Source organism: Sphingopyxis lindanitolerans (genome assembly GCF_002993885.1).
In the GTDB taxonomy this organism is placed as follows: domain Bacteria; phylum Pseudomonadota; class Alphaproteobacteria; order Sphingomonadales; family Sphingomonadaceae; genus Sphingopyxis; species Sphingopyxis lindanitolerans.
This window is the reverse complement of record NZ_CM009578.1, coordinates 2729187-2748905: the sequence shown is the minus strand read 5'-3', so window position 1 is coordinate 2748905 and position 19719 is coordinate 2729187. Positions and strand designations below refer to the sequence as shown.

Below are 19719 nucleotides of genomic sequence, written 5' to 3'. Positions count from 1 at the left end.
CCGTCCTTTCGCGTTCAAACCGTGAAGACCGAAGACCCGATGGTCTTGCCCGCTTCGAGGTCGCGGTGCGCCTGGACACAGTCCGCGAGCGCGTAACGCTGGCCGATATCGACCTGGATCCGCCCGGCGGCGAGATGGCCGAACCACAGGCCCGACAGTTCGGCGCGTTCGGCGGGATCGGCGTAATAATCGGCATAGGCCGGGCGGGTGAAATAGATCGAACCCTGCCGGACCATCTGGAAGGCGCTGATCGGCGGAATCGGCCCCGAGGCGGTGCCGCAGCCGACGAGCACGCCGCGCCGCCTGAGCGACTGGAGCGAGCCTTCGAACGTGTCCTTGCCGACGCTGTCGAACACCGTGCCGACGCCCTCGCCATTCGTCAGTTCCTTGACCCGCGTCGGCACGTCCTCGCTGCGATAGAGGATGATTTCATCGCAGCCATAGGCGCGTGCCTTGGCGGCCTTTTCCTCGGTCGAAACCGTGCCGATGACGCGCAGGCCCATCAGCTTCGCGAGTTGCACCGCGAGCAGGCCGACCCCGCCGGCGGCGGCGTGGAGCAGGATGGTGTCACCCGATTTCAGCCACGGATTGGTGCGCGCCAGCCAATAGGTCGCCGACAGCCCGCGCATCGTCGATGCGGCGGCCTGTTCGAACGACACCGCGTCGGGCAGCTTGAACAGCGAGGCCGCGGGCATGACACGCTCCGTGCTATAGGCGCCGAGCGGGCTGCCATTATAGCTGACGCGGTCGCCGACGGCCCAGTCGGTGACGCCTTCGCCGACGGCCTCGATCGTCCCCGCCGCCTCGACGCCCATGCCGTTTGGCAGCGGCACCGGATAATAGCCCGACCGGAAATAGGTGTCGGCGAAGTTGCAGCCGACCGCGCCGTGGCGCACGCGCACGTCGCCGGGGCCCGGATCGCCGACCGCGACATCCTCTATCTTCAGGACTTCGGGTCCGCCGGTTTCGTAGAAGCGCACAGCCTGTGCCATTGCCTGATCTCCCAATCTTGTGTCCCCCGCCTACCGGCTTCGGCGCTTGCATTTCCCACATTCGGTGCCATTATTTTGCCAATCGGTGCCACGAGGACGAGGCTGGACAATGACCGAACTGGTGCGCGCGGCGGTCCTGACCGGCTATGTCCTGACCATGGAGTCGCTGGGGGCCAACCCCCTGCCCCTGCTCCGCGAAGTCGGCCTGTCGGAGACATTGCTGGCGAACCCCGAACAGACGATTTCGCGCCGCGCGGCGACGCAGTTGATAGAGCGCGCGGTCGAAGTCACCGGCTGCACGACCTTTGGTTTGCGCATGGCCGAAAGCCGGGGGCTGGCCAATCTGGGCGCCACCAGCCTGCTGATTGCCCATGCGGCCAATTTGCGCGACGCGCTGGCGGCGCTGAACCGCTATCGCGACCGGATCAATTCCAAGCTGGTGATCCAGATGATCGACATCGGCGACGGTGTCCTTATCCGTCAGGATTTCGCGGCGGGCGAAACGGAAAAATCGCGCCAGTCCTATGATCTGGCGCTTGGTGTGCTGATGCGGCTGTGTACCGAAGTGCTGGGGGAGAGCTGGCGTCCGAAGCTGGTCTGTTTCACGCACGAACCGCCGCCGACCGCCGAGCTGCCCCTCTATCGCCGCCTGTTCCGTTGCAGCGCCGAATTCGATTCGGAGTTCAATGGCCTGGTGCTCGATCCCGCCGACATCGACCGCCCCAGCCGCCGCGCCGACACCGCGCTGGCCGACCATGCGCGCAAGCTGATCGAGTCGGCGGTGAGCCCGCAGCGGCAGAGCCTGATCCAGCAGGTCGAACAGTCGATCCTGCTGTTGATGCCTTCGGGTCACGCCACGATCCAGACCTGCTGTTCGCTGCTGGGGATGAGCGTGCGCACGCTGCAACGCACGCTCGACGCCGAAGGAACGAGCTTCAGCGAAATGGTCCATCTGGCGCGGACGCAACTGTCCGGCCAATATCTCGCCAATCCCCACAACCGGATCACCGATGTCGCCGAAATGCTCGGCTATGGGTCGATCAGCGCGTTCAGCCGCTGGCATGTCCAGACGTTCGGCGTGACGCCCAAGGAACGGCGCAAGGCGCACTGATCCGGGCCGCCGGTCGCTGCCGATGCGGCGGCCCGCCCCTTGCCGCGGGCGTCGCCCTGGCATCGATTGACAAAATAATGGCGCCTAATGTGGAAAACGCGCGCGCGCACGCCGGTAAGCAAGGGCCAGCGAAATGGGAGAGTCGAGCGCATCGCCGCCCCCGTTTTCGACGCGACCGCTTCTTATCGGAGAGACATTATGAACTTCCTCGACGGCCATCTTTATCCCGAGAACCAGCAGCCGCTGATTATCACCGCCGCGCCCTATGCGCCGGGCTGGATTCCCTCGGACTTCCCCGAAGATATTCCGGTCACGATGGACGAGCAGATCCAGAAAGCGGTCGACTGCTATGACGCCGGCGCCACCGTGCTGCACCTCCATGTGCGCGAAGCCGACGGCAAGGGCAGCAAGCGGCTGTCGATGTTCAACGAGCTGATCGCCGGGGTGCGCGAGGCGGTGCCCGAGATGGTGATCCAGGTCGGCGGCTCGATCAGCTTCGCGCCCGAAGACGACGGCGCGGCGGCGAAGTGGCTCGACGACGATACGCGGCACATGCTCGCCGAACTCGACCCCAAGCCCGACCAGGTGACCGTCACCGTCAACACGACGCAGATGAACGTGACCGAACATGCCGGCATCGACGATTTCAAGGGCGTTTCGCGCGGCGACCCGAAACTTTACGACACCTATAAGGACATGATCGTCCCCTCGAACCCGAGCTGGGCCGAGGAGCATGTCCGGCGGCTGTCGGCCGCCGGAATCCAGAGCGCCTTCCAATGCTACAACATCAACAGCTTCGAGACGATCGAGCGGATGATCCGCCGCGGCGTCTACAAGGGGCCGCTGGCGCTGAACTGGGTCGCGATCAGCGGCGGCATGGACCAGGCGAACATCTATAACCTCGCCCATTTCCTGCGCGCGCTGCCCGACGGCGCGGTGCTGACGGTCGAAAGCTCGGTGCTGAACGTGCTGCCCATCAACATGATCGGCATCGCGCTGGGCCTGCACGTGCGCTGCGGTATCGAGGACGTGCTGTGGAACCAGACGCGCACCGGCAAGGCAAGCTCGGTCGAGCAGATCAAGCAGCTCGTGCGGATCTCGGGCGAATTCGGCCGCCCGATCGCGACCGCCCAGCAGGCGCGCGAAATCTTGCAGATCGGGGTCTTCTACGATACCGCGGACGAGACGCTGCACGCCAATGGCTTCGCGCCCAATCGCAACGGCGGCAACCAGGGTTTCCTCCGCAAGCCGGTCTGATACCAAGGTGCGACCGCTGACATGGGGCCGATCGCATGACGCTGGAACAACTTCGTATCTTCGTCGGCGTCGCCGAACGCGAGCATATGACGCGCGCGGCGGAGGCGCTCAACATCACCCAATCGGCGGTCAGCGCGGCGATCAAGACGCTCGAGGAGCGGCATGAAGTCCCGCTGTTCCACCGCATCGGGCGGCGGATCGAGCTGACCGATGCGGGGCGCGCTTTCCTGGTCGAGGCGCGCGCCGTGCTCGGCCGCGCCGCCAGCGCCGAACGCACGCTGGCCGAGTTCGGCGGGCTGGAGCGCGGGACGCTGACGCTCGTCGCCAGCCAGACGATCGCGGGCTATTGGCTGCCGCCCTTCCTCGCGCGGTTTCGTCGCCGCTATCCCGGCATCAAGGTCACGCTGTCGATCGGCAACAGCGAGCAAGCGGCGGATCAGGTGCGCGAGGGCAGCGCCGAACTCGGCTTCGTCGAGGGGCTGATCGACGACCCCGCGCTCGCCCGCTGGACCGTCGGCCACGACGATCTGGCGCTGGTCGGCGCCGAGGCCCGAAGGGGGGCGGTCGATGGCGATTGGCTGCGTTCGGTCCCCTGGGTGCTGCGCGAGGAAGGATCGGGAACCCGTTCGACCTTCGCGGCGGCGCTTGCCCCGCTTGGGCTGACTCTCGCCGACCTCGACGTCGTCCTGACCCTGCCGTCCAACGAAGCGGTGCGCTCGGCGGTGGATGCCGGAGCGGGTCATACCGTCCTCTCGACGCTGGTCGTCGAACCCTTGGTGCGCGCGGGAAGGCTCCACCGCATCGCGTTCGCGCTCGAGCCGCGCCCCTTTTACGGCCTGCGCCACAAGGAACGTTATCGCGGCAAGGCAGGCGATGCCCTGCTCGACCTGATCGGGCAATCAACAAGCGCAGGCGATTGAAACCAGCATAAACTTGCGTTGGAGGGCGGCAGCGAAGCGGCCGATACCAAGCCATCGAGGGCGACCCGATGGCCGCCCATCCTTCAGAAAGCAGCCGTCATGGCGACCATTCCCCTTCGCGCGGCCGCCATGCGCGGTTCCCTTACGGCTGCGGTCGAGCGGACCTTGCCCGGGCTGGCGCTGTGCCTTGGCGTGACCGGCGCCGCCTTCGCACTGGCGCGCGTCGAGCAAAGAGTGTTCGGCAGCATCTGGATCGAGGCGCTGGTGCTGGCGATCCTGATCGGCACCGCGATCCGCACCGCCTGGACGCCGCCCGCCCGCTGGCTTTCGGGGATCGATTTCAGCGCCAAATATCTGCTCGAAATCGCCGTCGTCCTGCTCGGCGCATCGGTCAGCGCGGCGACGATCCTCGCCGCGGGTCCGGCGCTGCTGATCGGCATTGCCGGGGTCGTCTTCGTCGCGATCGGCACGAGCTTCACGATCGGGCGGCTGCTCGGCCTGCCCAAGCGGATGGCGATGCTGGTCGCGTGCGGCAATTCGATCTGCGGCAATTCGGCGATCGCGGCGGTCGCCCCGGTGATCGACGCCGATAGCGACGATGTCGCCGCCGCGATCGCCTTCACCGCCGTGCTCGGCGTCGGGGTCGTGCTGGGGTTGCCGCTGCTCGGCCTGGGGCTGGGTCTGAGCGGCCTTCAATATGGCGCGTTTGCCGGGCTCACCGTCTATGCGGTGCCGCAGGTCATCGCCGCCGCCGCGCCGATGGGTACGACCGCGATCCAGATGGGCACGCTGGTCAAGCTGGTGCGCGTGCTGATGCTCGGCCCGGTCTGCGTGATCCTTTCGATCCTCGCGCCGCGTCTGGGCGAGGATGGCGCAGAATCGGCGGCGTCCGCTTGCTCCAAGCGTCCGCCGATCCATCATCTCGTGCCGTGGTTCATCCTTGGATTCCTCGCGATGGTCGCCGCGCGTTCGTTCGGGCTGATCCCGCCCACGGCGCTGGCGCCGGTGGCCAGCGCCGCGACGCTGCTGACGGTGGTGTCGATGGCGGCGCTCGGCCTGGGCGTCGATGTCCGCACCGTCGCCAAGGCCGGCGGCCGGGTGACCGCCGCGGTGGTCCTGTCGCTGTTGCTGCTCGGCGCGATCAGCCTGACGCTGATCATGATGCTGCCGCTGGGATGATCGCCTTGGATTGATCGAGCGGATCAGCCCCCCGCGGCGTTCTGGTCCAGCCTGTGCAGCAGCGCCGTCACTTCGGGCCAGGGGCCATAGCCCGCCGCCGGATTGAGATGGCCGACATCGCCCGCGTCGTGCAGCGCCGCGCCCCAGGCGTCGGCGAAACCGGCAACGCGCTCGAAGGCGCATAGCGGATCGTTGCGGCTCGCGACGACGAGCGTCGGGAACGGCAGCGTCCGGCGCGGGATCGGCATCCAGCCGCCGACCTTGAGATCGGCCATTTCGGGATAGCCGGCGGGCAGCGGGTTTTCGATATCGGCGGGTGTGACGAGCAGCCCGGCGCGGATGCGGCGCGTCGGGGCGAGCGCCCAGTGGACCGTGGTCAGGCACCCGGCGCTGTGCGCGACGAGGATGACCTCACCGGGGATCGCCTTCAGCGCCGCGTCGAGCGCGCCCACCCGCGCCGCGCGGCTCAGCCGGTCGGCGTCGAGCGGTTCGACGGTCGCGGAACCGGGGATCGCGCGCGCCTGGTGGGTTTGCCAATGATCCTCGACATGGTCGCGCAGGCCGGGAACGAAGAGGATGGTGGGATTTGCGTCGCGCCGCATGTTCGTCGCTCCCGCTTCAGGCCGTGTAGCGGATCGGCGGGCGGGCGGGGCGGTCGTCAAGAAACTGCATGCGGCTTCTCCCTGGCAAAATGAGCAAAAAAGGCGGTCGCCGGGATGCCGACGCGGTCCGCCTGCCATCCCCGCCTGTTCGGTCCAGCCTAGACGCCGAGTCCTATGTCTTTTCCACATTTCACGACATTTTTTGCGCAATAGGCGCCAAAATCGAGATCAAGGCACTCGAAAGACGGCCTATCCCAGCTATTGCGCGAATTCATCGAGGAGGATGTCGGCAAGCCCCGGCGCGACCCCGGCGCGGCGGACGAGCATCAGTTCGAAATCGGCTTCGAAGTCGGCGATCGGCACAAAGGCGAGGCCGTCGAGCCCAAGCTTTTGCAGCGACGCCGGCGCCAGTATCAGCCCGAGCCCGGCGGCGGCGAGGCTGGCCGCGCTGATATAATCGGGAGTCTCGATCGTGCGGACCGGAAGAAAGTCGCCCTTTTTCGCCAGCGCGCGCACATGTTCGATGAGCCCGACGCTTTCCTGAAACTGCGGGACGATGAAGGTCCGGGCGGCCAGATCGGCCACGGTGACGCTGCCCCGGCGGGCGAAGCGCTCGCCCGATCCGAGCGCCAGGATGACGCCTTCCCTGTGGATCCGATGCGCTTCAGTCCCCGCCGGGTAGCTTGGGCGCGGGCGGGTCAGCGCGATGTCCAGCCGTCCATCGGCCAAGGCGGCGAGCTGGTCGGGGGTTTCCATCAGGACGAGCCGCACCTCGACCCCCGGACGCGCTGCGGCGAGGCGGCGCGCGATCCGCGTGACGAGCCCCGTCATCGCCGCCGAAAAAACATAGCCGATGCGCAGCGGCCCCGCCTCGCCGCGCGCGAGGCCCTTCCCCACCCGCGCCGCGCCCTCCAGCCGCGCCAGCGCTTCGCGCGCCTCTTCGAGGAAAAGCGCGCCGACGCGGGTCAGTGCGATCGCGCGCCGGTTCGACCGGTCGACCAGCGCGGCGCCGAGTTCATCCTCCAGCCGGCGCAGCCGCTTGCTGACGACCGACTGGACCACGCCCAGCCGGTCGGCGGCCTGCACGAAGCTGCGCGTCTCGGCGACCGCGATGAAACAGGACAGTTGCTCGGCATCGATCATTATCAATTCCGATATGAGATTGATTATGACGATTTCTGACATTGTTCGGAATTACAATCAAGCCGAGGCCAGCCCTTATTCAAAGGAGAGACGAGGTGGCGGCGATGAGCAGATTTGATTGGGACGATGCGTTCCGGCTTGAAGAGGAACTCAGCGAGGAGGAACGGCAGATTCGCGACGCCGCGCGCGCCTTTGCGCAGGATCGCCTGCAACCGCGCATCATCGAGGCGTTCGAAAAGGAGCAGACCGACCCCGAAATCTTCGCCGAGATGGGCCGGCAAGGCTTGCTCGGCGCCACCATATCCGAAGAATTTGGCGGCGCGGGCGCCTCCTATGTTTCCTATGGGCTGATCGCGCGCGAGATCGAGCGGGTCGATTCGGGTTACCGCTCGATGATGAGCGTCCAGTCGAGCCTCGTCATCTACCCGATCCATGCTTATGGTTCGGAAGAGCAGAAGCGCCGCTATCTGCCCGGGCTGACCGCAGGCACGCTGATCGGCTGTTTCGGCCTCACCGAGCCCGACGCGGGGTCCGACCCCGGCGGGATGCGGACCACCGCGGTGAAAGTCGCGGGCGGTTACCGGCTGAACGGCAACAAGACCTGGATCTCCAACGCCCCGATCGCCGACGTGTTCGTGGTCTGGGCGAAGTCCGAAGCGCATGGCGGCAGGGTCCGCGGCTTCATCCTCGAAAAGGGCATGAAGGGGCTGTCGGCGCCGAAGATCGAAAACAAGCTCTCGCTCCGCGCCTCGATCACCGGGATGATCAACCTCGATGATGTGGTCGTTCCCGAAGACGCGCTGCTTCCCCATGTCGAGGGGCTCAAGGGGCCGTTCGGATGCCTCAACCGCGCGCGCTACGGCATTTCGTGGGGCGCGCTCGGCGCCGCCGAATATTGCTACGCCGCGGCGCGGCAATATGGGCTCGATCGCCACCAATTCGGCCGCCCGCTCGCCGCGACGCAATTGTTCCAGAAAAAGCTCGCCGACATGGCGACCGAGATCACCCTCGGGCTTCAGGCCTCGCTGCGCGTCGGGCGTCTGATGGACACCGACAATTTCGCGCCCGAGATGATCTCGATCGTCAAGCGCAACAATGTCGGCAAGGCGCTCGACATCGCGCGGGTGGCGCGCGACATGCACGGCGGCAACGGCATTTCGGGCGAGTTTCAGGTCATCCGGCATATGCTGAATCTGGAAACGGTGAACACTTATGAAGGGACGCACGACGTCCATGCGCTGATCATCGGCCGCGCGATCACCGGGCTGGCCGCCTTCTGATGCCCACCCTGCCCCCGCTCCATGGCCTGCGCGTCGTCGAACTCGCGCGGATTCTTGCCGGTCCGTGGGCGGGGCAGGTGCTCGCCGACCTCGGCGCCAGCGTCGTCAAGGTCGAGGGGCCGGCGGGGGACGATACGCGCAAATGGGGGCCGCCCTTTATCGAACGCGGCGACGGGTCGGCGGACGCGGCCTATTTCCATGCCGCCAATCGCGGCAAGCAATCGGTCGTCATCGATTTCTCGACCGGAGAGGGACAGGCGGCGGTGCGCGACCTTGTTCGCGACGCCGATGTTGTCATCGAGAATTTCAAGCTCGGCGGGCTCGCCCGCTACGGGCTCGATTATGCCTCGCTCGCCGCGATCAACCCACGGCTCGTCTATTGCTCGATCACCGGCTTTGGGCAGGATGGCCCCTATGCGCCGCGCCCCGGTTACGACTTCATCGTCCAGGGGATGAGCGGCATCATGGACCTGACCGGCGACCCTGCCGGATCGCCGCAAAAGATCGGCGTCGCCTATGCCGATATCATGACCGGCCTTTATTCGGTGATCGCGATCCAGGCCGCGCTGGCCGAGCGCGAACGCAGCGGCGTCGGCCAGCATATCGACATGGCGCTGCTCGACGTGATGGTCGGGACGCTGGCCAATCAGGCGATGAATTTCCTCGCGTCGGGAACCGCCCCGCGCCGGCTGGGCAACGCCCATCCGAACATCGCCCCCTATGAAGCCTATCCGACCGCCGACAGCTGGATCATCCTCGCCGTGGGCAATGACGAACAATATCGGCGCTGCTGCCGCATCCTCGCGATCGACCCCGGCGCGGCCTTTGCGACCAACGCCCAGCGCGTGAAGGGCCGCGAGGCGCTGAGCCGCCGTATCAGCGAAGCCACGCGCCGCTGGAATCGCGACGCCCTGCTCGCCGCGCTCGCCGCCGAGGGGGTTCCCGCGGGCCCGATCAACAGCGTTGCCGAAGCCTTTGACGACGTGCAGGTCCGGCATCGCGGCCTGCGGATCGACGTCGATGACGGATGCGGGGGAAAGGTGCCGGGCGTTCGCCTGCCGATCCGCTTCTCCCGCTCACCGCTCGCTGCCGCGATGTCCTCCCCGCCGCTCGGCCGGATGTGACCGGGCAAGCCCATTCCGGGTGAACACCCACCATCGCACAGCAGCGCCAAACAGCATTTTATCGGAGGAGAGATCGTTTCGGTTTCGACATCGGTGCGATATCGATGGAGCGGGCGAAGGGATTCGAACCCTCGACCCCAACCTTGGCAATAGATAGTGCGGCCTACGACATTCTAGCCCACGCTATCCACTTCTACTATTTTCGTTATATTTGTTGATTTTAGCCTACGCGTGACTATCCTCTCTTTTTCCGGAATGCGATTTCGGCTGGAGACTTTTTGGAGACATAGGCGATTTGATAGAATTGTCTCCTGTGTGCGGAGAGAGGGAACATGCCAACGGCGAAACTGACCAAGCGAACGGTCGAGACGCTGGAGCCTCCAGCGGAGAAGCAGGTCATCCTGTGGGACAGCGAGATCAGGGGCTTCGGCGTGCGGGTGATGCCTTCTGGGCTCAAAACCTTCGTCGTCCAGTATCGCAATAGCGAAGGAACCAAACGCCGGATCAATCTCGGACGCTTCGGTATCATGACAATCGAGCAGGCGCGCGATCTCGCGAAGGTCCGACTTGGCTCGGTTGCCGCTGGTGAGGATCCTGCCTTGGCTCGTCCGAGCGGGTCGACAGTCAATGAAGTGTGCGACTGGTATTTGAAAGAGGCGGAGGCGGGTCGTCTTCTCGGGCGCAGAAGGAAGCCTGTCGCTTCATCGACGCTGGCCCTGGATCGCAGCCGGATCGAGCGGCACGTAAAGCCGCTTATCGGAAATCGATCCGTCGAGAAATTGTCGATCGCAGATCTGGAGCGCTTTCAGGCCGACATCAAGGACGGAAAGACAGCCAAAGACCGCAACGGCCGTGGCGGCATCACGAGCGGGGGCGCTGGCGTCGCTGGCCGAACCGTCGGGATGCTCCACACGATCTTCGAACAGGCCATTCGATGGAAGGTGATCGAGGCGAACCCCGCGCGCGGCGTGCGCAAGATATCGATGGACGGGAAACGCGATCGGCGCCTGTCGGTCGATGAGCTCAAACGCTTCGGCAAAGCGCTGAACCAGCATGAAGCGGAGAGCCCGGTGGCTGTCGCAGCAATCCGGCTCATCCTGCTCACAGGGTTCCGGCGCATGGAAGCCCTTGGCCTGCAATGGGCATGGGTCGACGACGTAACGGGAAGCGTTCGTTTCCCCGATACAAAAACCGGTCCGCAGGTCCGCCCCATCGGCGCCGCCGCACTGGCCCATATCCAGTCTCAACCGAAACGCGACAACTGCGACTATGTCTTCCCGAGCGAGTATTCCGATGGCCATCTTGTCGGCCTGCCCCGTATACTGCAGCGCGTTTGTATCGCCGCGGGCATCGCAGGGGTCACACTCCACACGCTACGTCACACCTTTGCGAGCATCGCCGGCGAGCTCGGTTTCTCCGAGCTGACAATTTGCGTGCTCCTAGGGCACGCTCCTCGCGGCATCACGCAGCGGTATGTTCATATCGACAATGCGACCAAGCTCGCCGCCAACGAAGTGTCCAGGGCCATTGCGGAAGATTACATCGGGACTCACTGATCCGACCGCCTTTGGCGGTGGGTTCAACGGATCGTCGCAACACTTCATTCTTTGAGGAGAAGGAGTGTGGTGATGAAGCAGCGTCAGCGGATTTATTACTCGGCGGCCCAGCGATCGGAGATCTGGGACCGGTGGCAGCGCGGGGAGTCGATGCGTTCGATCGGGCGGCGGTTTGATCGGCAGTCGTCGTCGATTTTCTCGGTGCTGTCGCCATCGGGCGGCATTCGTCCGTCGGAGCGCAAGCGGTCGGAACGATCCCTCAGCCTGCTCGATGCGACACGCTCCCTCAAGCATCAGGCCGCCCTGTCGGTCGCCTATGGCTCGGGCTTGCGCGTCGCCGAGGTGCCAGCGCTCAAGATCAGCGACGTCGATAGCAAGCGCATGCTGTTGCGGATCGAGCGCGGCAAAGGCGGGCGATACCGCAACGCCATGCTGCCCGAAGGCCTGCTCCTGCTGCTGCGCGACTGGTGGCGCGCCGCGCGCTGCAGGATGACGGCAAGCTCGCTTTCTTTGGCAGCCTCACGCATCTTGCCGAACGACGCGCTTTCCTGCGGCACCTCTCGCCGGTCCGCAAAAAGCGCTGGGTCGTTTATGCCAAGGCGCCGTTTGCTGATCCCGAGGCCGTGCTCGCCTATCTGTCCCCCTACACCCACCGCGTTGCGATATCGCACAGCCGCCTCGTCCGCTTCGACGAGGCCGGGGTCACCTTCCGTTACAAGGATTATCGCCAGAGCGGCGCCAACCGCCAGCAAGTCATGACCCTCGCCGCTGACGAGTTCCTCCGCCGCTTCCTGCTCCACGCCCTGCCCCGCGGGTTCCACCGCGTCCGCCACTACGGCTTGCTCGCCAGCGCAAGGCGCAAGGCTCACCTTGAACACGCGCGCCGGCTGCTCGACGTCGCGCCTCCACCCGACGATGAGCCCGCCGACGATGCAGAGCCCAGCCCGCTGTGCCCGTGCTGCGGCGGCACCATGGTCATCATCGAGGTTTTCGAGCGCCGCTATCAACCTCGCGCGCCGCCACCGCCATCACTCGCACCCGGGATACCGGCGCCGTGACCCGGCACGGCCTCGCGCAGACACGACCCAGGGCAGACCCGCGCCTGGAAGCGGACACGCTCGCGCCGGTGCTGCCCAAAAGCAGACGCCGGAACTGCAAAATCGGTCCGCCTGCTTTTCGGCGTCCGCTTTTGCGATCTAAATCCAGACGGTCCGCTATCGCGCACGTCGGCTTTTGCGCAGCAACTAGCTACCACACGATCTGCGCAAAACTGCTTTCCCCATAGCTCAGCCTATGATCCCCGCGGTTCGGGCATCGAAGACTTTCTGACGCCTAAACGGCCTGAAACTCTCAACGCGTTCAGACGGTCGGCTTTTGGATATCGGCGGTGAGAAGCGGACGCCGATCGCGGACGCCCGCACGACAGTCCGTCATTCTCAACGGCATCGCGCCTTCCGCCGTATGCTCGCGCTTTGGCGCCTTGAGCGAAGCCATCGGCGCCTTTGCGTCTTAGCCCGTCTGGACCTTTACCGCCTCGACGAGCGAATAGGCGCGGCCGAAGCGGTTGGCGAGGAACCGATCGAGCTCGATATCTTCCTGACGAACGAAGCCACGCTGCGAAATCGTTCCGTCGGAAAGGAGGTCGAGCACCGCGCAGATGCCGGCGGCCGTGGTGATCTGGATTCCGGTCCCTTCGACGCCGCAGATCACGCCGCTATAGATTTTTCTCGCATAGCTTTCCTGCAGGAATCGGCCATTTTTTCGGCCACTGACCGTCACGAACACGAGCACGACATCCTGCGTGGTCGCGGGCAGCGAGAATTCGAGCACATCCTTGAGAAGCAAACGGCGCTGGCCCAGTTTCAGGTCCTGAATGAGCAGCTTCATGACGTCGCGGTGGCCGGGATAGCGGATCGTCTTATAGTTGAGCGTGTCGACCCGTCCCTTCAGCGTTTCGCACAGGGTGCCCAGCCCGCCGCTGGTATTGAATGCCTCATATTGGACGCCGTCGAGCGCGAAATGTTCGAGTTCCTCGAGCGGCGACGTCTCGCGAAGCTCGCCCTTGACGATCGCCTCGCACGGCTCGTCATATTCGTTGATCACGCCGTCGGTCGACCACGTCAGATTATAGCCGAGCGCGTTCGAAGGATATTTGGGAAGCGCGCCGACGCGCATGCGTATCGCATCGAGCTCGTCGAAATGTTTCGCAACGTCATGCGCGACGATCGAGATGAACCCAGGCGCGAGGCCGCACTGCGGAATGAAGGCCTGGGCCGCGCCGTCGGCAAGCTCTTTCACCAGCCGGGTCGTCGCAACATCTTCGGTCAGGTCGAGATAATGGACCCCAGCCGTGCCCGCGGCGATCGCGACGTGGCGCGTCACATCATAGGGAACCGCCGACACCGCGGCGAACGTCCCGGCCATTGCGGCGGCCAGTGCGGCTTCGTCGGTCACGTCGATTCGAAGGGTTCGGACCGCCTCGCGCGGTGGAAGCTTGGCGAGTTGCGCGTCAGAATGGTCGATAACGACGACTTCGTAATCGCCGGTGCCGGCCAGAAGCGCGGCAATCATCTCCCCGATTTTGCCGGCGCCGACGACGAGAATTTTTTTCATGTGCACCTCTCCTGTCGGGACAGGTTCTGCCGCGATCAGGCGCCTCGACAAAAGAGCCCAAATTGGTCTCAAACCGACGAATATCGTTCGAAATGCGCCGCTTCGTGAACAGACTGTTCAAATCGGGCCGGCGCTGCGATCAGCGCTGGATTTTGGTGTCCAGCAGAATCGACGAGGTCGTATTTTCGACCCCCTCGATCGCCCCCACGCGATCGATGAGCGCGTTGAGTTCGACAAGGCTCTGCGCCTCGATGATACCGATCAAATCGAAGACGCCGTTAATCGCATGAAGCGCCACCAGCTCGGGAAGCTGCGAAAGCCGTGCTTCGACCGCGCGGCCATGCCGCGGCATCAGTTTGATCATGACATGTGCGCGCACGGCGCCCTTGTCATGCTCGTCTCCCAGTTGCACGGTGTAACCCCGGATGATCCGCGAGCGTTCGAGCCGCGCCAGCCGGGCATAGGTATTGCCCCGGGAAATACCGAGAGCATGCGCCAGGCTGGTCGTCGGCAGCCGCGCGTTCGACCGCAGCAGTCCCAGCAGCTTCCGGTCGATGTCATCGATCGCGTCGCGCGTCATCGGGCGCCGCCTGTCCAGACGCCCTGCATTGCGACCTGGCTATTCCTTCCGTCCATTCAGACCTCGAATTGCACACCCTGCGCAAGCGGCAGGTCACTGCTGTAGTTTATGGTATTTGTGGCGCGCCGCATGTAGGCTCGCCAGCTGTCGCTTCCGCTTTCGCGGCCGCCTCCCGTCTCTTTTTCCCCGCCGAATGCGCCGCCGATCTCGGCCCCCGACGGGCCGATGTTGACGTTGGCGATTCCGCAATCCGAACCCGCCGCCGACAGGAATTTTTCGGCTTCGCGAAGATCGGTGGTGAAGATCGACGACGACAGCCCCTGCGGCACGGCGTTGTGTGTGTCGATGACATCATCGAGCGACGTGTAGCGCATGACATACAGGATCGGGGCAAAGGTCTCATCCATCACGATCGCTTCCTGTCTGACCATTTCGACGATCGCGGGCCGCACGTAAAAGGCGTCGGGATGCGGACCATCGACCCGCTCACCGCCATTAACACGGCCGGATACGGCGCGCGCCTGACCCAACGCATATTGCATCGCCTTGAACGATGGCGCATCGATCAGCGGGCCGACGAGCGTTGCGGGGTCAAGGGGGTCGCCGACCTTCACCGCGCCAAAAATGCGGATCAGGTCGGGAATAAGCGCATCATAGATGCTGTCATGCACGAAGAGGCGGCGCAGCGAGGTGCAGCGCTGCCCAGCCGTCCCGACCGCCGCAAAAGCAATGGCCTGCCGGGCAAGCGCAAGGTCCGCCGAGGGCGTGACGATCATCGCGTTGTTGCCGCCCAGCTCCAGCAACGATCGTCCGAAGCGCGCCGCGACGCGCGGCCCGATCTCGCGGCCCATGCGCGTCGAACCGGTGGCCGAGACCATCCGCACGCGCGGGTCGTCGACCAATAGCTCCCCCGCTTCGCGCCCGCCCTGCACCAGCAGCGACAGCCCGCCCGGCGCGTCGTCGAAACGGTCGAGCACACGCTCGAGAAGGGCGTGCGCGACGAAGGCGGTGATCGGGGTCTTTTCCGACGGCTTCCAGATGATCGCATTGCCGCAGACGAGCGCGATACAGGCATTCCACGCCCAGACGGCGACGGGAAAGTTGAACGCCGAAATAATCGCCGTGACGCCGAGCGGGTGCCAGCTTTCCATCATCCGGTGGCCGGGGCGCTCGGTCGCCATTGTCAGGCCGTAAAGCTGGCGCGAAAGCCCGACCGCGAAATCGCAGATGTCGATCATCTCCTGAACCTCGCCGAGCCCTTCGGAGTGGATCTTGCCGGTTTCCAGCGTCACCAGCGCGCCGAGCGAAGCCTTGTTCTGGCGGAGCGCCTCGCCGAACAGCCGCACCAGCTCGCCGCGCCGCGGCGACGGCACATCGCGCCATTTGCGGAAGTCGGCATCGGCGGCTGCGATTTTCCGGCGGACGCCGTCGGGGTCATCCTGCCTCACCCTGCCGATGATCGCATTGTCGATCGGTGATGCCGACACCAGGTCGCCGCTCGACAGAGCCTCATCTCCGAACCCCATCTGCCGAAGCAGCGTCAGGGCCTTTTCACTCGAGGTCGAAGAAACAGTCATTGTGCATCCATTCCATTTGCGAGGATCATCGGGCGAGGGCGCGGACGGCCGCCGTTATCCGATCGACCGCATGGCGGAGTGCGTCGTCCGCCGCGGCGAAGGACAGGCGGACATGCCCCGGCGCGCCGAAGCTGCTGCCGGGGACGAGGGCGACGCCCGCCGATTCGAGGAAATAGTCCGCGAGACCCCGGTCGTTCTCGATGCCGCGTCCGGTCATCGTCGCCAGCAGCTCACTCACGCCGGCAAATAGGTAAAAGGCGCCCGCGGGCGCGATCAGGTCGATGCCGGGGAGCGCCGACAGGCCGTCGCAGACGATCGCTCGCCGCCGTTCGAAGGCGCTGCGAAACTGGTCGATGACATCCTGACAGCCGTCGAGCGCGGCGACCGCTGCGGCCTGCGCGATCGAACAGGGGTGCGAGGTCGTCTGGGCGCTGACCACCGCCATCGCGTCGATCAGCGGCTTTGGCCCGACCCCATATCCGATGCGCCACCCCGTCATCGCAAAAGCTTTGGACACGCCACTGATCCACAAGGTCCGGTCGCTCAGCGCCGTCGATGCGTCGAGGATCGAATGATAGGTATGTCCGGGGTAGATCAGCCGCTCATAGATCGCATCCTCCATCACCCGCACATGCGGATGGCGTTCGAGGATATGCGCAAGCGCCCGCAGCCGATCGAGCGTGTAGCAGGCGCCGGTCGGGTTCGAGGGCGAGTTGAGCATCAGCCACCGGGTGCGCGGGGTAACGGCGGCTTCGAGCTGGTCGGGGGTCATCAGGAAGCCATTCGCCATCGCGCAGGGCACAATGACGGGGGTGCCCCCGGCAAAGCGCACCATATCGACATAATTCGACCAGAAGGGCGCAGGGATGATCACCTCGTCGCCGGCTTCGACCGTCGCGAGCAGGGCGTTTGCGATAATCTGCTTGGCCCCGACGCCGACGATGATTTCGCCCGGCGCCGCCGTGCGGCGATTGTCCCGGGCAAGCTTGCGCGCGATCGCCGCGCGGAGCGCCGGGGTGCCGGCGGTCGCGGTATAGTGGGTCGCGCCGCTGGCCATCGCCGACGCGGCGGCGTCGCGAATATGATGCGGCGTATCGAAATCGGGTTCGCCGATGCTGAGATCGACGATCCGTCGTCCCTCGCCTGCAAGCTGCGCCGCGCGCTGCTTGATCTGGACGATATCGGAAAGCGCCAGCCCGTCCATTCGCCGCGCCAGCGACCGCGATTCACAAGCGGACATTGCCCATCAGCCCCTTTTCATCGAACATCGATTGGAGCCGCCCCGACAGCGCGCGCGCCGGCTCCGGCTTGTAGCGGTCATAATATTCCTGGTTGTGCGGCCCGACGCCATGCTCGGCGCTGTAGGTTCCGCCGAACCCGAAAACGACAAGGTCGTAAATCGCCCCGCGCAGCGCCTCGATCACCGGCCTGCGTTCGGCCTCGGGCGGCAGGTCGCAGGTCGGCCAGACCAGATTGAAATGATCGCCGCCGTCGCCGCAATGCCCGAAATCGCAGACCTGGATCTGGGGAAAATCGCTGGCCAGCATCGCCAGCGCCGCCGACCGAAAGGCCGGAAGCTTGGACCGCTGCACCGCAATGTCAAAGGCGATCACCTGTCCCGACCGTGCGATGCCGTCGCTGATCGAATGGCGGATGGCCCAGAAATCCGCGGGCCGGCCGACGAGCACATCCTCGATATCGGGCGACGCGCCGACCAGCGCGGAGCCGATCGCTTCGGCCAGCGCCGCGTCGAGATCGGGCAGGATCGCCTCGGGCATGCTCGTCCCCAGCTCGACGAGGAGGACATAGTCGGGAATCCGCCCGCCGAACGGATCGCGAAGCGAGGGATGATGATCGAAAGCGGCGCGCATCGCGTTGCGCGACATGCCCTCGCAGGCCGTCAGGCCGTCGCCAAGCGCGGTTTCGAGCAGCGCGATGATCCGCGGCACCGCCTCTTGCCCGCGCGGCACGACGAGCGCGGCCGTGGTCCGTTGCGGCAGGTGGTGCAATTCGATCCGGGCACGGGTGACGATGCCGAACGCCCCGCCCGTTCCGACAAAAATCTGTTTCCAGTCGAACCCGCTGTTGTCCTTGCGCAGCCCCGCGAGGTCGGTGACGATCGTCGCATCGGCGTCGGCAAGGACGACTTCAAGGCCAAGGAGATTGCGCCGGACATCGCCGTAGCGAAGCATCCGCGCGCCCCCGGTGTTGGTCGCGACCATTCCGCCGATGGTGGGATCGGCCCCCAAATCGATCGGAAAGCATAGCTGGTGAGATGCCGCCGCCGCGTTCACCGCGCTGAGCCGCGTGCCGGCCAGAACGGTCGCAGCGCGGTCCAGAACATCCAGCTCCTCGATACCCGTCATGCGGGTGAGGTTGATCAGCAGCTGATCGCCGCTGTCGTCGGGGGTGCTGGCGCCGACCAATCCGCTGTTCGCACCTTGCACGAGAAAGCCTATGTCGTTTCGGCAGCAATAGGTGACGATAGCGCGAAGCTCGGCGATCGAAGCCGGGCGCACGACGCTCGCCGCGCAGCCCGCGCCATAGCGATAGCCTTGCTCATAGGGCGGCGCATCCTCGGGCGCGACCAAGGCCCGGTGGTCGAGCAGGCCGGCGAGATCGGCCATCATGGCGCTGCGCGCGCTCATGCTGCGCACCGCGGGGGCCGGACCGACGGCGAGGTCATAAACCCGCCCGCTCGGCACCCGCGGTCATCTTGAAGATGGCCTGGGCGTTGCCGGTATCGAAACTGAGGTCGAGGGCGTTGCTGCCGGGAAGCCGATCGCGCTCGATGAACTCGAAAAACGATCCCGGCACCGAGCGCGCGATGATGTGACCGCCCTCCCGGAACTGGCGGCGAACCAGGTCGGCCTTATAGGCGGTCTGCCGAATGCGCCCCGACCGCGATATCTCGATGTCATCCTTCATCGCTCGCCCCGCCGCGCGCTGTTTTTCCGCCACCGACGCGATGTCGGCGACACGGTCCGTCGCATGGTTGAAGGCGTTGCCCTCGGTCGAAATCCACGCCATCTCGGCCGATTCGGCGAGGAGGGTCCGGTAATCTTCGATGCTCGGCGCCGCGTGCCGGCGAGAGAAGCATTGCACGAGCCTGCCCAGCAGCATCGCGGCACGGTCGACCTCCAGTTCACGCCGCTCGCCAAGCTCGCGCAGGGCTTCGATGCTCGCGCGGTCGAGCGGATCGATCGATGTCGCCGTCACCCGGGCGGCGGCTGCCTTAAAGTCTGGCGAAAAGCGCTCGACATGCAGCTCGCTGACGAAAAATTGTGGAATATCCTCGGGAAAGTCTTCGTGACGATAGGAACGGCCGGTCATGCCCAGTCGGTCGAGCGGATAGGTTTCGGCCTGAATATAGCCGAGCGGCAGCAGCACCCGCGTGATCGCGGCTTCGCCGGCGGGAAGCGATCCCATGGCGTTTAGGTCGACCGTGCGAAGCGCACCATGATCGAGCGCCAGACGTCCGCCCGATGCGACAATCTCGTCGAAATAGGCCTTCGCCGTCGGGACGCGTTCCATCAGGTCGTAAAGCAGCCAGAGATTGAGCGCCTGGGACAGGACCGCACGGCTGCTCATATCGCCCTTTTCCGCAACGAGGGCTGGCGCGATCTCGACCGCGCCAAGCAACAGACCGAGCGCATCCGCCGGAAGATGCTTTTCGAGCAGGCGGACGAGCGTAGCATTGGGTTCGATGATCATCGGTTCAACCTCGAAAATTCTCACTTTCCTCATATTGCTTGCTGGATTTCCTCCTTTCAAACGCTATAAAC

Annotated in this window: 16 protein-coding genes and 2 pseudogenes; 9 read left to right on the top strand and 9 right to left on the bottom strand. The window is 65.2% G+C overall.

Annotation, left to right across the window (positions count from 1 at the left end; all coding sequences use genetic code 11):
- Window positions 1-14: 14 nt before the first annotated feature.
- On the bottom strand, window positions 15-992 hold the full coding sequence (locus CVO77_RS13230) for a quinone oxidoreductase family protein (RefSeq protein ID WP_105999435.1): 978 nt from the start codon (window positions 990-992) through the stop codon (window positions 15-17).
- Window positions 993-1101: 109 nt separating this feature from the next.
- Here CVO77_RS13230 and CVO77_RS13225 point away from each other — a divergent pair, with 109 nt between their 5' ends.
- The 4 genes from CVO77_RS13225 to CVO77_RS13210 all read left to right on the top strand — a co-directional run bounded on the left by CVO77_RS13225 (window position 1102) and on the right by CVO77_RS13210 (window position 5459).
- A complete protein-coding gene (locus tag CVO77_RS13225) occupies window positions 1102-2103 on the top strand; it encodes an AraC family transcriptional regulator (protein WP_105999434.1) in 1002 nt (333 codons plus the stop codon).
- 198 nt (window positions 2104-2301) lie between these two features.
- Window positions 2302-3360 carry a beta-keto acid cleavage family enzyme gene (locus CVO77_RS13220; protein WP_105999433.1) on the top strand — a complete coding sequence of 353 codons (1059 nt, stop codon included), beginning with the start codon at window positions 2302-2304 and terminating at the stop codon, window positions 3358-3360.
- 35 nt (window positions 3361-3395) lie between these two features.
- Window positions 3396-4280, top strand: a complete 885-nt coding sequence (locus tag CVO77_RS13215) for a LysR family transcriptional regulator (RefSeq protein WP_105999432.1) — start codon at window positions 3396-3398, stop codon at window positions 4278-4280.
- A gap of 99 nt (window positions 4281-4379) precedes the next feature.
- Entirely contained in the window at window positions 4380-5459 is a 1080-nt protein-coding gene (locus tag CVO77_RS13210) for a YeiH family protein (protein WP_192878824.1), read from the top strand.
- A gap of 23 nt (window positions 5460-5482) precedes the next feature.
- Here the strand turns inward: CVO77_RS13210 and CVO77_RS13205 are convergent, their stop codons facing one another.
- On the bottom strand, window positions 5483-6061 hold the full coding sequence (locus CVO77_RS13205; RefSeq protein ID WP_105999431.1) for an RBBP9/YdeN family alpha/beta hydrolase: 579 nt from the start codon (window positions 6059-6061) through the stop codon (window positions 5483-5485).
- Window positions 6062-6319: 258 nt separating this feature from the next.
- A complete protein-coding gene (locus CVO77_RS13200) occupies window positions 6320-7204 on the bottom strand; it encodes a LysR family transcriptional regulator (protein WP_158258069.1) in 885 nt (294 codons plus the stop codon).
- A gap of 95 nt (window positions 7205-7299) precedes the next feature.
- On the opposite strand from CVO77_RS13200, the gene CVO77_RS13195 reads away from it, so the two are divergent.
- From CVO77_RS13195 to CVO77_RS13175, 5 genes and pseudogenes are all read left to right on the top strand, one after another.
- Entirely contained in the window at window positions 7300-8484 is a 1185-nt protein-coding gene (locus tag CVO77_RS13195) for an acyl-CoA dehydrogenase (protein WP_105999429.1), read from the top strand.
- Window positions 8484-9608 carry a CaiB/BaiF CoA transferase family protein gene (locus tag CVO77_RS13190; RefSeq protein WP_105999428.1) on the top strand — a complete coding sequence of 375 codons (1125 nt, stop codon included), beginning with the start codon at window positions 8484-8486 and terminating at the stop codon, window positions 9606-9608. Before CVO77_RS13195 ends, CVO77_RS13190 begins: the two co-directional genes overlap by 1 nt.
- A gap of 332 nt (window positions 9609-9940) precedes the next feature.
- Entirely contained in the window at window positions 9941-11164 is a 1224-nt protein-coding gene (locus CVO77_RS13185) for a site-specific integrase (RefSeq protein ID WP_105999427.1), read from the top strand.
- A gap of 72 nt (window positions 11165-11236) precedes the next feature.
- Window positions 11237-11638, top strand: a pseudogene (locus CVO77_RS21855) (tyrosine-type recombinase/integrase); the annotation flags it as partial.
- Window positions 11629-12222: pseudogene (locus CVO77_RS13175) on the top strand (IS91 family transposase); the annotation flags it as partial. The pseudogenes CVO77_RS21855 and CVO77_RS13175, both read left to right, overlap by 10 nt.
- A 451-nt stretch (window positions 12223-12673) precedes the next feature.
- Here the strand turns inward: CVO77_RS13175 and CVO77_RS13170 are convergent.
- The 6 genes from CVO77_RS13170 to CVO77_RS13145 all read right to left on the bottom strand — a co-directional run bounded on the left by CVO77_RS13170 (window position 12674) and on the right by CVO77_RS13145 (window position 19672).
- Window positions 12674-13777: a saccharopine dehydrogenase family protein gene (locus CVO77_RS13170; protein WP_105999426.1), complete on the bottom strand. Its 1104-nt coding sequence runs from the start codon at window positions 13775-13777 to the stop codon at window positions 12674-12676.
- Window positions 13778-13916: 139 nt separating this feature from the next.
- Window positions 13917-14357: an Lrp/AsnC family transcriptional regulator gene (locus CVO77_RS13165; protein ID WP_105999425.1), complete on the bottom strand. Its 441-nt coding sequence runs from the start codon at window positions 14355-14357 to the stop codon at window positions 13917-13919.
- A 56-nt stretch (window positions 14358-14413) separates the two neighbouring features.
- Entirely contained in the window at window positions 14414-15934 is a 1521-nt protein-coding gene (gene amaB / locus CVO77_RS13160) for an L-piperidine-6-carboxylate dehydrogenase (RefSeq protein ID WP_105999424.1), read from the bottom strand.
- A 25-nt stretch (window positions 15935-15959) separates the two neighbouring features.
- Window positions 15960-17174 (bottom strand): pyridoxal phosphate-dependent aminotransferase, encoded by a 1215-nt coding sequence (locus CVO77_RS13155; RefSeq protein ID WP_105999423.1) that lies wholly within the window; start codon window positions 17172-17174, stop codon window positions 15960-15962.
- Window positions 17161-18582 (bottom strand): FAD-binding oxidoreductase, encoded by a 1422-nt coding sequence (locus CVO77_RS13150; protein ID WP_146130873.1) that lies wholly within the window; start codon window positions 18580-18582, stop codon window positions 17161-17163. The genes CVO77_RS13155 and CVO77_RS13150 overlap by 14 nt, the downstream gene beginning before the upstream one ends.
- Before the next feature lie 34 nt (window positions 18583-18616).
- On the bottom strand, window positions 18617-19672 hold the full coding sequence (locus tag CVO77_RS13145) for a 2-oxoadipate dioxygenase/decarboxylase family protein (protein WP_242445939.1): 1056 nt from the start codon (window positions 19670-19672) through the stop codon (window positions 18617-18619).
- Window positions 19673-19719: the final 47 nt, after the last annotated feature.

Bases quoted from the DNA above. Each gene is read 5' to 3' on its own strand.
- CVO77_RS13230 (WP_105999435.1), bottom strand. From the start codon at position 992: ATGGCACAGGCTGTGCGCTTCTACGAAACCGGCGGACCCGAAGTCCTG.
- CVO77_RS13225 (WP_105999434.1), top strand. From the start codon at position 1,102: ATGACCGAACTGGTGCGCGCGGCGGTCCTGACCGGCTATGTCCTGACC.
- CVO77_RS13220 (WP_105999433.1), top strand. From the start codon at position 2,302: ATGAACTTCCTCGACGGCCATCTTTATCCCGAGAACCAGCAGCCGCTG.
- CVO77_RS13215 (WP_105999432.1), top strand. From the start codon at position 3,396: ATGACGCTGGAACAACTTCGTATCTTCGTCGGCGTCGCCGAACGCGAG.
- CVO77_RS13210 (WP_192878824.1), top strand. From the start codon at position 4,380: ATGGCGACCATTCCCCTTCGCGCGGCCGCCATGCGCGGTTCCCTTACG.
- CVO77_RS13205 (WP_105999431.1), bottom strand. From the start codon at position 6,061: ATGCGGCGCGACGCAAATCCCACCATCCTCTTCGTTCCCGGCCTGCGC.
- CVO77_RS13200 (WP_158258069.1), bottom strand. From the start codon at position 7,204: ATGATCGATGCCGAGCAACTGTCCTGTTTCATCGCGGTCGCCGAGACG.
- CVO77_RS13190 (WP_105999428.1), top strand. From the start codon at position 8,484: ATGCCCACCCTGCCCCCGCTCCATGGCCTGCGCGTCGTCGAACTCGCG.
- CVO77_RS13185 (WP_105999427.1), top strand. From the start codon at position 9,941: ATGCCAACGGCGAAACTGACCAAGCGAACGGTCGAGACGCTGGAGCCT.
- CVO77_RS13170 (WP_105999426.1), bottom strand. From the start codon at position 13,777: ATGAAAAAAATTCTCGTCGTCGGCGCCGGCAAAATCGGGGAGATGATT.
- CVO77_RS13165 (WP_105999425.1), bottom strand. From the start codon at position 14,357: ATGACGCGCGACGCGATCGATGACATCGACCGGAAGCTGCTGGGACTG.
- amaB (WP_105999424.1), bottom strand. From the start codon at position 15,934: ATGACTGTTTCTTCGACCTCGAGTGAAAAGGCCCTGACGCTGCTTCGG.
- CVO77_RS13155 (WP_105999423.1), bottom strand. From the start codon at position 17,174: ATGTCCGCTTGTGAATCGCGGTCGCTGGCGCGGCGAATGGACGGGCTG.
- CVO77_RS13150 (WP_146130873.1), bottom strand. From the start codon at position 18,582: ATGAGCGCGCGCAGCGCCATGATGGCCGATCTCGCCGGCCTGCTCGAC.